The organism is Myxococcales bacterium, from assembly GCA_012517325.1.
Classification (GTDB): domain Bacteria; phylum Lernaellota; class Lernaellaia; order Lernaellales; family Lernaellaceae; genus JAAYVF01.
This window is the reverse complement of sequence record JAAYVF010000089.1, coordinates 33,057-47,777: the sequence shown is the minus strand read 5'-3', so window position 1 is coordinate 47,777 and position 14,721 is coordinate 33,057. Positions and strand designations below refer to the sequence as shown.

Below are 14,721 nucleotides of genomic sequence, written 5' to 3'. Positions count from 1 at the left end.
CCGCGCGGCTGGTCGCCGGGGAGGGAGGATGTCGAGATGTTGCGCCAGGTTTCCCTTTGGTGGTGGGTGGCGATTTTGTGCGGTGTCATGCTGGCCTATGGCCTGGCCTGCGGTGACGACGACGATGACGACGATAACGATGACGATCAAACCGTCGACGACGATACCGCCGACGACGATGCTGCCGACGACGACGCGGCCGACGACGACGCGGCCGATGACGACGCGGCCGACGACGACGCGGCCGACGACGACGACACCGTGCCGCCTTACACGGGCGACGACGACTTCGCCTCGCAGTGTCGCGCCTACTACCGCGACTGCTGGGGGGCTTCGCCGGCCCAGCAGAATTCGCTCTGCGGTTGGCTCGACGGCCAGCAGGACGATTTCAACGATTGCCTCAAATGGGCGATGGCGCATTGGTTCCAGTGCCTGGACACGAACGTCACCTGCGGCGATGGAACAGCGGAGAATCAAGCCCGCTTCAACGCCTGCCAAAAGGCGTATATTGCGGAGCGCGACGCCTGCTTCTAATGGAGCCCGCACATACGCGACGATGAAATATTAAAAGCCGATTTTGGTCCCGGCGGGTACGTTGGGACACAAAATTGGTTTTTTCGCGAGATGTGTCAAGCCCCCTTTTTATACGTTATGTATTTAATGCATAACTGAATATTCTCTTCCTTATTATCTCTCAACTGATTGATAATAAACGGTTATAACAATACCCGATTCTCTGGTATACGCTTTGTTGTAATGTTATGTAATTTTTTCATTGACCTACCGGCAACTTTTGCTATAGTACCGCGAACTTAGAGATGGATTTACGTGTCGGCATATTCGGAAGAAAAAGTCAACCCCTTTCGGTGATCGGTTGGCATTCGGGTAGGACCTAGAAGGAAGAGGTGAATGGCCCATCGCATAGAGATCCGGTTGAAATCGTCCATCAAGGACGCCATCGGCGTTAAGGTGGCGGGAAAGATCCGGAACGATCTCGGGCTGGAAGTCGCGGCAGTACGCGTCATCGACGTTTACACCCTCGATAAGCGGTTGACCGCGCCCGTTTTAAAGAAAATCGCCCAGAACGTTTTCACCGATCCGATCATCCAGGAATACACCATCAATGCGCCCGCGGCGGCGGCTTACGATTGGGACTGGCTCGTCGAGGTCGGTTTCCGGCCCGGCGTCACCGACAACGTCGGCCGGACGGCGCGGGAAGCCATCGCCCTGGCCACCGGCCTGCCGTTCAAAAACCAGGAAAACGTTTATACCAGCCGGCAGTATTTGGTGTCCGGCAAGCTCGACGCGGCGCAGATCGAACAGATCGCCCGCGATTTGCTGGCCAACGAGCTCATTCAGCGCTGGACCATTCTTCCGGCCAAGAAATTCAATAAAAAACGCGGCTTGCCCGCCTTCGTGCCCAAGGTCGTCATCGAATCCGAACCCGAGGTGAAGACCGTCAACCTGGCCGTCGGCGACGAGCGCCTGACGCGCATCAGCCGCAGCCGCACCCTGGCCCTGACCCTGGAAGAAATGAAGGTCATTCAGGGCTATTACCAAGACGCGGAAGTGCGCAAGCTCCGCCGCAAGTACGGGCTGGGCGCGCAGCCGACCGACGTGGAACTCGAAGCCCTGGCGCAGACCTGGTCCGAACATTGCAAACACAAAATCTTCAACGCGAAAATTATTTACAAAGACGGCCAGAAACAGGAAACCATCCAGTCGTTGTTCGACACCTATATTAAAGGAACGACCGAGCGGGTACGCAAAGCCAAGGGAAATAAAGATATCTGCCTCTCGGTCTTCAAGGACAACGCCGGGGTGGTGAAATTCAACGACCGCTTCTCGCTGGTCATGAAGGTCGAGACGCACAACAGCCCCAGTGCGCTGGATCCTTACGGCGGCGCGCTGACCGGCATCGTCGGCGTCAACCGCGACCCGTTCGGCACCGGCGCCGGCGCGAAACTGATCTTCAACACCGACGTTTTCTGCTTCGCCAGCCCCTTCTTTAAAAAGCCTCTCGGCCCGCGGCTGTTGCATCCCAAACGGGTGCTGGAAGGCGTCCGCGAGGGCGTCGAGCACGGCGGCAACAAATCCGGCATTCCGACCATCAACGGCTCGGTGGTCTTCGACGACCGCTACGCCGGCAAACCGCTGGTTTTCTGCGGCACCGCCGGCATTCTGCCCACCAAGGTGTGCGACCGGCCCGGCGAGTTTAAAAAAGCCGAGGTCGGCGACCTGATCGTCATGTCCGGCGGCCGTATCGGCAAGGACGGCATCCACGGCGCGACTTTCTCGTCGGAAGGCCTCAGCGAACACAGCCCGGCGACCGCCGTGCAGATCGGCGACCCGATCACCCAAAAGCGGATGACCGATTTCCTGCTCAAAGCCCGCGACCGCTGCTTGTATCGCGCCATCACCGACGACGGCGCCGGCGGCTTGTCCTCGTCGGTCGGCGAAATGGCCCGCGACACCAACGGCTGCGAAATCGAGCTGGCCAAGGCGCCGCTCAAGTACGCCGGCCTCCACCCCTGGGAAATCCTGCTTTCCGAGGCCCAGGAGCGGATGACCCTGGCCGTGCCGCCCGACCGCCTCGACGAATTCCTGGCCTTGTCGGCGAAGATGAGCGTCGAATCGACCGTGCTGGGCCGCTTCACCGACAGCGGCATTTTCCACGTGACCTACGACGGCAAGACCGTGGCCGCCCTCGAAATGTCCTTCTTGCACGACGGCCTGCCGCCGATGAAGCTCGACGCCGTGTGGCGTTCGTTGCGCTATCCCGAGCCGAGGCCGCCGCTGCCGCGCGAAATGGGGCAGGTGATTCTCCGCATGTTGATGCGGCTCAACGTCTGCTCGAAGGAATATTGGGTGCGGCAGTACGATCACGAAGTGCAGGGCGGCAGCGTGGTCAAACCGCTGATCGGCTTGCAAAACGACGGGCCGAGCGACGCGGCGGTGATCCGCCCCGACCTCGCCTCGCTGGAAGGCGTGGTCGCCGCGCACGGCATCTGCCCGAAATTCAGCGATATCGACACCTACGCGATGGCCGCCTGCGCGGTGGACGAGGCGGTGCGCAACGCCGTCGCCGTCGGCGCCGACATCGACCAACTGGCGGGCCTGGACAATTTCTGCTGGCCCGATCCGGTGGAATCGGACAACACGCCCGACGGCAAATACAAGCTGGCGCAACTGGTCCGCGCCTGCAAAGGCGTGTTCGACGTCGCGACGGCCTACGGCATTCCGCTGATTTCCGGCAAGGACTCGATGAAGAACGACTACCAGATCGGCAAGCACAAGATTTCGGTGCCGCCGACGTTGTTGTTCACGGTCGTCGGCCGCATCAACGACGTGCGTAAAAGCGTGACGATGGACGCCAAAAATCCGGGCGACCTGGTTTACCTGCTGGGTTACACCCGCGATGAAATGGGCGCCTCCGAGTATTTCCACGAACTGGGCCTGATCGGCAACAAGGCGCCGCGTCTCGAACCGGAGTACACCATCGAAATGTATCGCCGGTTGCGCGACGCGATGCGCGCCAACATCGTGCGTTCCTGCCATGATCTGTCCGACGGCGGTCTGGCGATCGCCTTGGCCGAAACCGCCTTCGCCGGCGGCTACGGCATCAGCGCTTACCTGTCGCGCGTGCCCTACGAAGGCATGGAGCGCGACGATTACGTGCTGTTCAGCGAAAGCCCGGGCCGATTGCTCGTGACCGTCCGGCCCGAGCACAAGACGGCTTTCGAGGAACGGATGATCGATTCGATGTATGCCGAAATCGGCCTGGTCACAAAGGATCCGGTACTGGAGATCGTCGGCATCAACGGGCGGGTGCTGTGCCGCATTCCGGTGGCCGAGCTCAAGCGCGCCTGGAAAAGCACGCTGAATTTCTAGAGGAGCGGCGGACAAGTGGCGGAGATCAAAGCAATCGTCGTTACCGGCAACGGTACCAATTGCGAAATGGAGATGGCCCATGCCTGCCGGTTGGGCGGCTTCGAGCAAGTGGATATCGTGTTCATTTACGAAATCCTCAGCGGCGAGGTGAACCTCGAGGATTATCATCTGCTGTGCCTGCCCGGCGGCTTCATGGACGGCGACGACCTGGGTTCCGCCAAGGCTTCGGCGGTCATGTGGCGCTTCGGCGTCACCGGCAAAAACAAGAAACTGGCCGATTACCTCAAGCATTTCATCAAGGCCGGGAAACTGATCCTCGGCGTCTGCAACGGGTTCCAACTGCTGGTCAAACTGGGCTTGCTGCCGGCGCTGAACGGCGGCTACTTCAAGCAATCCGTCACCCTCACCCTGAACGATTCCGGCCGCTTCGAAGACCGCTGGGTGCATCTGGCCGTCGGCGCCAAGACCCCGTGCGTCTTTTTGAAGGGGCTGGAGCGGCTGTACCTGCCGGTGCGGCACGGCGAGGGCAAGCTGATTGTCGACGCGAACGACGTGCTGGAAGAAATCCAGAAAAAGAACCTGGCGGCGCTGCGCTACGTCAACGCCCACGGCGAAGCGACACAGAAATACCCGGCGAACCCGAACGGCAGCACCGATGCCATCGCGGGCCTGTGCGATGAAAGCGGCCGGATTTTCGGCCTGATGCCTCACCCCGAGGCGTTCACCCATTACACCAATTTCCCGCACTGGCAGCGCTACAAATCCATGCCCGAGGAGGGCCAGGGGGTCGCGCTGTTCCGCAACGCCTTCCAATATCTGCAAAAGAATTTTTAGAGGCGTTTCATGACCGATGTCACCATCGAGAAGATTTTGGGCCTGGCTCCCGAAGTCCTGGAAGAGGCCTGGACCGACCCCGACAACTGCCACGAGGAAGAAATCCGCGTCCTGCAGCGCTGCCTGGTTTTACTCGGTTTTCCGACCGGCGACCACGGCCAGCCCTGGATCGACGGCATCCTCGGTCCCGCGACGCGCCGCGCGCTGAAGCAGTACCAGGAAGAAAACGGGCTCGAAATAACGGGCCGGTTCGACGACGTCACCCGGTCGAAATTACAGGCGGACGCGGCAGCCTATTTGCTCTCCATCCCTGAAATGATGCGGTTTGCCACCCTGGGGCAACTCAATCGCGTGGCCAATATTTTCCCGAACACGCCCGCCGCGGCGGTTCAATATTACTATCGCGAGGCGGAAAAGCGCGTTCCCGCGGAGTTGATTCCGGCTTTTCTGGCGCTGTTTTGCTGGGCCAATGACGGCATCGCCGCGCCGGCCCTGGATCTGCCGTCCTACCTGGCCGCGTTGCGCGAGGGGCATTCGCCCAGGGAAGCCCGCCGGCGGACTCTGCGGTACGGATTCCTGCAAATGACCCAGGCGCAACTGGCCCAATATCCGGGGCTGGACATCGCTCGCGCGGTCCATCCGGGCGATCTGGAATTTCATTTCGACACCCTCGCGACGGTGCTGCAAAACAATGCCGAGCTGCGGCAGGCAGCCGAATTGAATAACGGCGAAATGCTCAACGCTCTGCTGCCGTGGCTGCAATCCGATTCCACGATCAAGGGCCCCTTGAGCTTGCCCGCGATGCTGGAGGCATTGAAAGCGATCCTGAATCCGCCCGCGGCCGAACCCGCCAAGCGCGAATAACGGCCTTTTTCGCCTTCGCGGCGCGGTTCATTTATTTATTTTCCTCAAATAAAATGACCTCTTGCATCGGTATTTTCTCTGCGCTATTATACGCAACCGTTTTCGCGGCGAGGATTCGTTAAATCCTTGAATTTTGGGGTTTTTTACATTCGGAAGCCTTCCGAAAGTCAGAACGCCGAAACCGGAAGCGAAAAGACGTATCGATTCGCCCCCGCGGGCGAGCGAAATATATTCCGAAAGGGGAACCTGTATCCATGAGTGACACTACTCCGAAAAACAACCCGAACATGGAAGTGCAAAAACCTGCTGGAGCGCCCGAGACCGAAATGGAAGAAATGTCGTTTGCCGAGATGTTGGAGCAGAGCCTTGCTTCGACCGGCCAGGAAGGCGAAGTGGTCATCGGCCGCGTCGTCGGGATCGAAGGCGATCACGTCCTGGTCGACATCGGCTACAAGAGCGAGGGTTTCATCGACCTGCGCGAGTTCCAGGATCTGAACGGCCAGGCCAGCGTGAAGGTCGGCGACAAGGTCGAGGCCTTGATCGAAGCGATCGAGGACGAGCACGGCGTCATCGTCTTGTCGAAGGAAAAGGCCGACAAGATGAAGGTCTGGGACGAAATCTACAAAGCCTACAACGCCGACGGCGTGGTGAAGGGCAAGGTCGTGGCCCGCGTGAAGGGCGGCTTGTCGGTGGATATCGGCGTCCGCGCCTTCCTGCCGGGCAGCCAGGTCGATCTGCGGCCGGTGCGCAACATCGACAAATTCATCGGCCAGGAAATCGAATGCAAGATTCTGAAATTCAACAAGCGCCGCGGCAACATCGTGTTGTCCCGCCGCGCCTTGCTGGAAAAAGAGCGCGAGACGTTGCGCAGCGACACCCTCAAGCGGTTGCAGGAGGGCGTGCAGCTCGAAGGCATCGTCAAGAACATCACCGATTACGGCGCCTTCATCGACCTGGGCGGCATCGACGGCCTGTTGCACATCACCGATATGAGCTGGGGCCGCATCAATCATCCGTCCGAGTTGTTTGAAGTCGGCGACGAAGTCCGCGTCGTGGTGCTCAAGTACGACGAGGAGCGGCAGCGCGTCAGCCTGGGTTACAAGCAGATTCAGCCCGATCCGTGGAACGAAGTGCTGCAGAAATACCACATCGGCGACAAGGTGAAGGGCAAGGTCGTCAGCCTCACCGATTACGGCGCGTTCGTCGAACTGGAAGAGGGCGTCGAGGGCCTGATTCACGTGTCCGAAATGAGCTGGGTCAAGAAGATCAAGCACCCCAGCAAGATCCTCTCGATCGGCGACGTCATCGAAGCCGTGGTGCTCGACATCAACGCCGAGGCGCGCCGCATCAGCCTGGGCCTGAAGCAGACCGCCGACAATCCGTGGGAAAAGATCAAGGAAAAGTACCCGGTCGGCACCCGCATCCTGGGCAAGATCCGCAACATCACCGACTTCGGCGTGTTCGTCGGCATCGACGAGGGCATCGACGGCCTGATTCACATCAGCGACATCTCCTGGACTCAACGAATCAAACATCCTTCCGAAATCTTCAAGAAGGGCCAGGAAGTCGAGGCGGTGGTGCTCAACATCGACTCCGAAAACGAGCGCTTCTCACTGGGCATCAAGCAATTGCTCGAGGATCCGTGGAAGCTGGTTCCCGAACGGTTCCACGTCAGTGACATCGTCGAAGGCGAAGTGATCAACATCACCGAATTCGGCGCCTTCATCGACCTGGGCGACGGGATCGAAGGCCTGATTCACGTGTCCGAGTTGTCCTCGAAAAAAGTGGAAGATCCGACCAAGTTGTTCAACGTGGGCGACAAGATCATGGTCGAGATCATCAAAATCGACGAACGCGAGCGGAAAATCCGCTTGTCCCGCCGGACCATCGAGGAAAACCGGGAAAAGGCCGATATGGCCGCCTTCATGCAGAAGCAGGGTTCCAGCCGGGTGCGGATCGGCGATCTGATCGCCGCCGCGCAAACCCAGCAGCACCCCGAGGACGGCACGGTCGAAGCGGCCGAAGCGCCGGTGGCCGAGCCGGAAGCTCCGGTGGTCGCCGAAGCGGTCGCCGAAGCTCCGGTCGTCGCCGAGGCGGTCGCCGAGACTCCGGTCGCGGTTGAAACCCCGACGGAACAGCCGGACAAAGAGGAATCGGGCGCGGAATAATCGCTCCGCGGCAAAGGCGCGGCGGCGCTATCCGGCGAGTCGCACCCAACGGCAAACCGGCTCGGTCAACCCGGGCCGGTGGCCGGAGATGCCATGAAAAAACACCCGTTTCTGATCGGCTTTGTGATCGTGAGCCTGGCGGCGATGGCTTTCTTTGCCGTCGTCGTGGGGGTGTTCGCCATCGTTGAGCGCAACGACGAGCTGTCCAGCGTTTCTTCGCTCTGGAAAGACAGCGTCGGCGTGATCGAGGTGAACGGCGTGATCGAGTCGGGCGACGTGGTGGTCGAGCAAATCCGGAAATTTGCCGAGGACGACAAGATCCGGGCTCTATTGGTGCGGATCGATTCGCCGGGCGGCGCCGTGGCGCCGACGCAGGAAATCTATAGCGAATTGCGAAAAGTGTCGCAGGCCGGCAAGCCGGTCGTCGCCTCCATGGCGTCGGCCGCGGCCTCGGGCGGTTACTACATCGCCGCGGCTTGCGACACGATCGTCGCCAATCCGGGCACGCTGACCGGTTCCATCGGCGTCGTGATGGAGTTTTTCAGCGCGGAAGGCGCGTTCGACAAACTGGGTTTGAAGAGCGAGGTGGTCAAGGCCGGCAAGTACAAAGACGCCGGCAACCTGGCCCGCGCCCTCACTTCCGACGAACGCCGGATGCTGCAGGCGACGATCGACGACGTGCATGGGCAGTTCATCGCCGCCGTCGCCGAGGGCCGCAAGCTGCCCATCGAGCAGATCGAGGCGATCGCCGACGGGCGGGTGTTTTCCGGGCAGCAGGCCCAGGCCGTCGGGCTGGTCGATCAACTGGGGACGTTCTACGACGCGGTCGACGTCCTGAAAGAGAAATTGCAGGTCGAGGGCAAACTCAATTTGGTTTATCCGCGGAAACCGCAACCGTCGTTTACGGATTTCCTGCTGGATGGGATCTTCAAACGTTTGCCGGGTTTGTTGGGCGAAAGCGGGCAAAAACCCCCAACCACACAGGGATTTTCCATTCGTTGAGGAGGAAAGGCAGCAATGACCAAGAGCGATCTGATTGCCATGGTGGCTGAAAAAATCTCCAGCAAACGAAAAAAAGACGCCGAAGTGATCATCACCACGATTTTCGACCGCATGACGGAAGCCTTGCAGCAAGGGGATCGGATCGAGATCCGCGGCTTCGGCAGTTTTCAATTACGGGAGCGTCGCCCGCGGATGGGCCGCAATCCCAAGACATCGCAAAAAGTGGATGTTCCGGCCAAAAAAGTGCCGTTTTTCAAAGCCGGCAAGGAACTGAAAAAACTCGTTGACGCGAAGCTGCAATGAGTGAAGCGGCGTGGGACGGCAAACCGATCCGCATCGGTGTTCTGGCCGACACGCACTGCAACGGCAACGATGACCCCGAACCGATTCGCCGCCTGCTGACCGGGCCGTTCGCCGGCATTCGCATGATTCTGCATGCCGGCGACCTCGTCGATTACGACTGGTTGACGCAAATCGCCATGCCCGATATCGAGTTGCTGGCTGTCGCCGGCAATTGCGACGAACCCGGGGATCCGCGGCTGCCGGCGAAAAGGATCGTGGAATTCGGCGGTTTTCGCGTCGGTTTGATGCATGGTTGGGGGGCGCCCGCCGGAATTACTCAGCGGTTGGCCGGCGCTTTTGAAGGGGAAGCGGTCGCCGCCGTCGTTTTCGGTCATACCCATCAACCCTTCCTTGCAACCGAGAGCGGAATCACCTACTTTAACCCCGGATCACCGACCGAGCCGCGCCTGGCGACGGCCGGCGTCGGCCTGCTGACCGTGACGCCGGGCCGCCTGCGGTGGCAGCACATTCAACAGAAACCCTGGTGGTGAGACGATGGATCGCCTAAACGCTCCGTGGCGCATCGACTATATCAAGTCCGAAAAGGAAGAGGGCTGCGTTTTCTGCAACGCGCTGCGGGCCGCGGACGATCGCCGGATGCTGATTCTGCATCGCGGGCGCCAAGCCTTCGTCATCATGAACAAGTATCCTTACACCAACGGCCACGTGATGGTCGCGCCCTATGCCCACCTGGGAAGCATCGCCGAGATTACTCCCGAGGTCTGGGCGGAAATCATGAGCCTGGCGCAGCAGGCCGTGCAAGCGATCGAAACGACGAGCAAACCGCACGGTTTCAACCTGGGCATCAATGTCGGCCGGGTCGCCGGCGCGGGGGTGGAAGGCCACCTGCACCTGCACATCGTGCCGCGGTGGAACGGCGACGTGAATTTCATGACGGTGCTGGCGGATTGCCGGGTAATCAATCAACACATCGAGGAAACGTACGCGGCGCTGGCGGAAGCCTGGCCCCGAATGCCATCAAACACGGAATAGAGGGACCCGATGAAGCGAGCGATTTTGTGGGCGTTCTTTTTTGTGGTGCTGGTTTTGTTGGCTACCCAGGCCATCGATTCCAATCGCGCGGAACTGACGCGGCAGTTTGCTTTTCAGCTTTCGTTGCCGTTCGTCGGCACGTTCGAGGCGTCGCACTCCTTGGCCGTGGCCGCCTACTTCGCGATTTGCATTTTGCTGGGCGCGGTCGCCGTGATGGTGCTTTCCCTGGGCGCGGTGATCAAGGCCGCCAGCCAGGCCCGGCAGGCCCGGCGCGAACTGGAGGAATGCCAGCAGGAATTGTCGCGCCTGCGCGGCTGCCCGAGCGGCGACACGAGTTATCAGTCGTCCCTTTCGGCCGGGGACGAAAAGTAACGCTCGTCTTCCCGCCGGAAACTCTCCGGAATTGTCGTGAACGCGGCCGATCATCCGCGGGACGAATGAACAAAACACTCACCATTTCGCTCTTCCTGGTTCTGTGGCTGTTGCCGGCGATCGCCGGCGCCGGACCCGAGGAAGACGCCGCGCGCCTCCGCCGGCTTTACGAACAAGGCCAGGTCGCCGAAGCCGACCCGCAGTTGGCCGAGTTTCTCCAGTCGCACCCCGCCGATGAGATCGCCTGTCCGCTGGAATTGAGCGCCGCCCTGGCCGTGCGTTCGGTCTACGACGCCAAGACGCGCTTGCGCCAGACGGCCGACCATTGCGCAACCCGGCCGGAAGGCGTGCGGGCCTTGGTCGAATTGGCCCGCCTGCTGCAATTGGCCGGTTACGACCGCCCGGCCCTCGCGGTTTGCGAGGAATTCTTCACTCGTTATCCCGACGCGGAAGACGCTCCGGCAATGCTGCTGCTCAAGGGTTCGCTCGAACTGCGCCTGCCCTTGGGCGCCACGGCCGGCGACAGTTTCGCCGCGTTTTTAGCCAAGTATCCCGACCATCCGGCGATCGCCGAGGCCCTGGCCGGACTGGCCGGCCAGAAAATCCGCCAGGGCGACTGGCGCGGCGCCGAGGAAGCCTACCGCCGGGCGTTGGCGACCGATGCCGGCGCGCTCGATCTGCCGCAGGTGTATTTCCACTTGGGGTTGGCCGCCGAAAAACTGGGACAGAAAGACGCGGCGCGCCACTATTACCGCGAGCTGACGCAACGCTGGAGCGACTCGCTCTTCGCCTGGCGGGCGAAGGATCGTCTGGACAGCACCCTGGCCGTCGGCGAACGGCTGACGGTCGGCCCGCCGGAAGCCACGACCGAAAAATATGCCGTCAGCGTCGGGTTGTACGCGACGCTGGCCGAGGCCGAGCAGGCCGCGAAACGGTTCTCCGAGGCCGGCATGCGGATTCATCTGCTGCTGAACGGCCAGCAGTGCGAATTGCTGGTCGGCGAATTCGATTCCGAGCAAACGGCGCTGGTTTTCGCGCAGGAACTCGGTAAACGTTATCAGGTGGCGACCCGGCCCAAACGCTTGCCGTAAAAGCCGCGGCCGGTCGCGGGAGTACAGCCATGGAAAAAATCATCGAGTGTGTGCCCAACATCAGCGAAGGCCGGGATCTGGAAAAAATCAAAACGGTCGTCGAGGCGATCAAACGTGCCGGCGCCAAGGTTCTGTCGTTCGAGCCCGAAGCCACTTACCACCGGACCGTCATCACGCTGGTCGGCGATCCGGACAGCGTTCTGGCCGGGGCGTTTGCCTGCATCCGGTCGGCTTGTCAGGTGATCGACATGCGGCAGCATCACGGCGAGCATCCGCGGATGGGCGCGGCCGACGTGGTGCCGTTCGTGCCGGTGCGCGGCGTCACCATGGCCGAATGCGCCACGCTGGCGCGCAAGCTGGGGCGGCGGGTCGGCGACCAACTCGGTATTCCCGTCTACCTGTACGGCGAAGCGGCGCGGAAACCGGAGTACCAGAATCTGGCCGATGTCCGCAAAGGGGAGTATGAGGGGCTCGCGGAAAAGTTGAAGGATCGCGCCTGGGCGCCGGATTTCGGGCCCGCGAAATTCGTTCCCGAATCGGGCGCGGTGATCGTCGGGGCCCGCCAATTTCTCGTGGCCTACAACGTCAATCTCGCTTCCGATAACGTGGCATTGGCCGGCCGGATCGGTAAGGCCATCCGCACTTCGGGCTATAAAAAGGGCGACCAGCACGTGCCGGGACTGTTTCCGGCGGTCAAGGCCATGGGGTTCGCGCTGGAAACCGGCGGCCGGAAAATCGCCCAGGTCAGCATGAATCTGGTCGACTTCACCCAGACCAACATGCACGTCGTCTACGAAAAAGTGAAGGAAATGGCGGCGGCGGAAGGCGAGACGGTCACCGGTTCAGAAATCGTCGGCCTAGTGCCGCTGGCCGCGCTCGGCGAAGCCGGCCGGTTTTACGGCGGCGCCGGCCTGGACGACCGCGCGGCGGTCGAGGAGGCCGTCCGGCGACTGGGTCTCGGCGACCTGGCGCCTTTCGATCCGGACAAGAAAGTGCTGGAATATGTAATTGCGCAAACCGAATGAACGGGGAACCAGCGATGAGCACCTTGATTGAAATGCCGATTCGTCAATTCCTGTCCTTGCTCGCCTCCGAAGCTCCGGCGCCCGGCGGCGGCAGCGTCGCGGCCCTCGCGGGGGCGCAGGCGGCCGCGCTGATGGCGATGGTCTGCCGGCTGACGATCGGCAAGAAAAAATACCTCGAGGTCGAGGCGGACGCGAAAAACGCCGTAGCGGAACTCGACCGGCTGGCGGCGGAATTGCTGGCCCTGGTGGACGCCGATACCGCCGCCTACAACGCCTTCGGGGCGGCGATGGCCCTGCCCAAGGAGACCGACGAGCAGAAGGCCGCGCGGCGCGCCGCCATGCAGGCGGCCGCCAAGGAAGCGACCCAAGTCCCGGCGCGGACGCTCGAGGCCGCCCTGGCCACCGCCCGGATCATCGCCGGGCTCTACCCGCGCACCAACCGCAATTGCCTTTCGGACGCGGGCACCGGCATGCAGATGGCCGCGGCGGCGGTCAGCGGCGCGGCGTTCAACGTGCTGATCAATTTGCCGGGGACCGGCGACGAGGAATTCAGCCGGCGGCAGGCCGCCCGGGTCGCCGAGGTCCAACGGGAGACGGCGGCGCTGGCGGCGCGGACGCTCGACGAAATCGGGCGGCTACTGACGGCGGCGGGCTGACCGAACGCGCGCTGCGGCGCGGCGGGAGGAGGGCAATGGCGATATTGGATAAAAAATTGTTTTCCGGACTGGTGGCGCGGATCAACCGTTTCGCGACGCTGGGGATGATCGCGTACCGGTTCCTGATCCTCGGTCTGATCGCCTTGCTCTGGAGTTCATCCTGGGGATTTTCCTGCTTCACGCACCACAGCATGCTTTTTGTCGTCGGGCTGATCATCGGCGCCGGCGTTTACCTGTCGCTGCTTTGGTTCACCTACCAGTGGACGCACCCTGTCCGCGTCATCCTGGTTCTGTTCGCCTGGGATCTGCTCAACATCATGGCGCTCATCATTCAGAGCGGCGGCGCCCAGAGCCCGTTCATCTTTCTGTTTCTGTTCCCGGTGCTGTTCGTTTTCGTCTATGCCATTCCCTACCTGACCAATCTGGTGACCGGCGGCACGATGACCGCCATGCTGCTGGTCGCCGCGATCGATCTGGTCTTTCCCCTGCAACCGATCACCGGGCCGGCGCTCGTATTTTCCCGCGCCCTGACGTTCCAGTTCCCGATTCTGTTCGCGTTGCTGCTGTTGGCGCTGTTCGCCAATTACAGCAGCCTGCGCCGGCAGGGCGGACTGCGCACCGTCGTCGCTTCGTTGGAGCGGCAACTGGAGGAAGCCAACGAGGAACTGACGCGCAGCTTCTACGACCTGGAAGCGGCCCTCGAGCGTTCGCATTCGTTCGAGCGGCAGGCGCAGACTTCACGCCAACAATTGATGCGGTCCGACCGGTTCAACGCCGCCGGCAAGCTGGCCGCCGGTATTTTGCACGATCTGACCAATCCGCTGTCGATCATCATCAGCGACGTCGAAATGCAGCTTTTGCGCAACGAGGAACGTCCCGAGCGAAACCGCGAGGTGCTCAAGCGCGTGCTGACCAACGCCCAGCACCTGAGCATGCTGATCGACAACCTGCGCCTGCTGACCAAGCAACGCGGCGATCTGGTCTATCACCCGGTCGATATGCGGCACCTCATCATGCGCTGCCTGTCGGCGCTCGAACCGGAACGCAAGCGGCGCGGCATCGTGGTGGACGCGGCCTTCGACGAGAACGCGCCGAAAATCCTCGGCGTCGAAAGCCAGTTCGAGCAACTGATCGTCAACCTGCTGGTCAACGCCTTCGAGGCGAGCAATCACCCCGGCGGGCGCCTGCTGGTGCGCACCCGTTCGGGCGACGGCATGTTCACCGTGGAAATCGAGGACGACGGCGAGGGCATCGCGCCCGAATACCTCGACAAGGTTTTTGAGCCGTTCTTCACGACGCGCGGCTCGATCAACAGCCTGGGCCTCGGTTTGTACTCGGTCCGGACGATCGTCGAGGAACATAACGGCACCGTGCAAGCGGCCAGCGATCCCGGTGTCTTCACGCGGTTCACGGTGACCCTGCCGATCCGCCCTTTCGGCCGGCCGCCGGCTGCCGGTTTGAACGGCGGTAACGGATAACGCGC

Annotated in this window: 14 protein-coding genes; all 14 read left to right on the top strand. The window is 61.6% G+C overall.

Annotated features, from left to right (window positions below):
• Positions 1–36 precede the first annotated feature (36 nt).
• On the top strand, positions 37–534 hold the full coding sequence (locus GX444_16080) for a hypothetical protein (GenBank protein NLH50098.1): 498 nt from the start codon (positions 37–39) through the stop codon (positions 532–534).
• Between the two features lie 375 nt (positions 535–909).
• The gene (locus GX444_16075; protein NLH50097.1) at positions 910–3,891 is read left to right on the top strand and encodes a phosphoribosylformylglycinamidine synthase; all 2,982 of its coding nucleotides are present in this window, start codon (positions 910–912) and stop codon (positions 3,889–3,891) included.
• A 15-nt stretch (positions 3,892–3,906) separates the two neighbouring features.
• Positions 3,907–4,725 (top strand): phosphoribosylformylglycinamidine synthase subunit PurQ, encoded by an 819-nt coding sequence (locus tag GX444_16070; protein NLH50096.1) that lies wholly within the window; start codon positions 3,907–3,909, stop codon positions 4,723–4,725.
• A gap of 9 nt (positions 4,726–4,734) precedes the next feature.
• The gene (locus GX444_16065; GenBank protein ID NLH50095.1) at positions 4,735–5,589 is read left to right on the top strand and encodes a peptidoglycan-binding protein; all 855 of its coding nucleotides are present in this window, start codon (positions 4,735–4,737) and stop codon (positions 5,587–5,589) included.
• A 287-nt stretch (positions 5,590–5,876) separates the two neighbouring features.
• Positions 5,877–7,757, top strand: a complete 1,881-nt coding sequence (locus GX444_16060) for a 30S ribosomal protein S1 (GenBank protein ID NLH50094.1) — start codon at positions 5,877–5,879, stop codon at positions 7,755–7,757.
• A gap of 93 nt (positions 7,758–7,850) precedes the next feature.
• Positions 7,851–8,759: a signal peptide peptidase SppA gene (gene sppA / locus GX444_16055; protein NLH50093.1), complete on the top strand. Its 909-nt coding sequence runs from the start codon at positions 7,851–7,853 to the stop codon at positions 8,757–8,759.
• A 15-nt stretch (positions 8,760–8,774) separates the two neighbouring features.
• Positions 8,775–9,062, top strand: a complete 288-nt coding sequence (locus GX444_16050; GenBank protein ID NLH50092.1) for an integration host factor subunit beta — start codon at positions 8,775–8,777, stop codon at positions 9,060–9,062.
• Positions 9,059–9,592: a YfcE family phosphodiesterase gene (locus tag GX444_16045; protein NLH50091.1), complete on the top strand. Its 534-nt coding sequence runs from the start codon at positions 9,059–9,061 to the stop codon at positions 9,590–9,592. The genes GX444_16050 and GX444_16045 overlap by 4 nt, the downstream gene beginning before the upstream one ends.
• 4 nt (positions 9,593–9,596) lie before the next feature.
• Positions 9,597–10,094, top strand: a complete 498-nt coding sequence (locus GX444_16040) for an HIT domain-containing protein (protein ID NLH50090.1) — start codon at positions 9,597–9,599, stop codon at positions 10,092–10,094.
• Positions 10,095–10,103: 9 nt separating this feature from the next.
• A complete protein-coding gene (locus GX444_16035) occupies positions 10,104–10,466 on the top strand; it encodes a LapA family protein (GenBank protein NLH50089.1) in 363 nt (120 codons plus the stop codon).
• A 65-nt stretch (positions 10,467–10,531) separates the two neighbouring features.
• On the top strand, positions 10,532–11,557 hold the full coding sequence (locus GX444_16030; protein NLH50088.1) for a tetratricopeptide repeat protein: 1,026 nt from the start codon (positions 10,532–10,534) through the stop codon (positions 11,555–11,557).
• Between the two features lie 29 nt (positions 11,558–11,586).
• The gene (gene ftcD, locus GX444_16025; GenBank protein NLH50087.1) at positions 11,587–12,582 is read left to right on the top strand and encodes a glutamate formimidoyltransferase; all 996 of its coding nucleotides are present in this window, start codon (positions 11,587–11,589) and stop codon (positions 12,580–12,582) included.
• A 14-nt stretch (positions 12,583–12,596) separates the two neighbouring features.
• Entirely contained in the window at positions 12,597–13,238 is a 642-nt protein-coding gene (locus GX444_16020) for a cyclodeaminase/cyclohydrolase family protein (GenBank protein NLH50086.1), read from the top strand.
• A gap of 35 nt (positions 13,239–13,273) precedes the next feature.
• Positions 13,274–14,716 carry a HAMP domain-containing histidine kinase gene (locus GX444_16015; protein ID NLH50085.1) on the top strand — a complete coding sequence of 481 codons (1,443 nt, stop codon included), beginning with the start codon at positions 13,274–13,276 and terminating at the stop codon, positions 14,714–14,716.
• The last annotated feature ends 5 nt before the right edge of the window (positions 14,717–14,721 follow it).

Excerpts from the sequence above, each read along its gene's own strand:
- GX444_16080 (NLH50098.1), top strand. The coding sequence starts at position 37 with ATGTTGCGCCAGGTTTCCCTTTGGTGGTGGGTGGCGATTTTGTGCGGT.
- GX444_16075 (NLH50097.1), top strand. The coding sequence starts at position 910 with ATGGCCCATCGCATAGAGATCCGGTTGAAATCGTCCATCAAGGACGCC.
- GX444_16065 (NLH50095.1), top strand. The coding sequence starts at position 4,735 with ATGACCGATGTCACCATCGAGAAGATTTTGGGCCTGGCTCCCGAAGTC.
- GX444_16060 (NLH50094.1), top strand. The coding sequence starts at position 5,877 with ATGGAAGTGCAAAAACCTGCTGGAGCGCCCGAGACCGAAATGGAAGAA.
- sppA (NLH50093.1), top strand. The coding sequence starts at position 7,851 with ATGAAAAAACACCCGTTTCTGATCGGCTTTGTGATCGTGAGCCTGGCG.
- GX444_16050 (NLH50092.1), top strand. The coding sequence starts at position 8,775 with ATGACCAAGAGCGATCTGATTGCCATGGTGGCTGAAAAAATCTCCAGC.
- GX444_16045 (NLH50091.1), top strand. The coding sequence starts at position 9,059 with ATGAGTGAAGCGGCGTGGGACGGCAAACCGATCCGCATCGGTGTTCTG.
- GX444_16040 (NLH50090.1), top strand. The coding sequence starts at position 9,597 with ATGGATCGCCTAAACGCTCCGTGGCGCATCGACTATATCAAGTCCGAA.
- GX444_16035 (NLH50089.1), top strand. The coding sequence starts at position 10,104 with ATGAAGCGAGCGATTTTGTGGGCGTTCTTTTTTGTGGTGCTGGTTTTG.
- GX444_16030 (NLH50088.1), top strand. The coding sequence starts at position 10,532 with ATGAACAAAACACTCACCATTTCGCTCTTCCTGGTTCTGTGGCTGTTG.
- ftcD (NLH50087.1), top strand. The coding sequence starts at position 11,587 with ATGGAAAAAATCATCGAGTGTGTGCCCAACATCAGCGAAGGCCGGGAT.
- GX444_16020 (NLH50086.1), top strand. The coding sequence starts at position 12,597 with ATGAGCACCTTGATTGAAATGCCGATTCGTCAATTCCTGTCCTTGCTC.
- GX444_16015 (NLH50085.1), top strand. The coding sequence starts at position 13,274 with ATGGCGATATTGGATAAAAAATTGTTTTCCGGACTGGTGGCGCGGATC.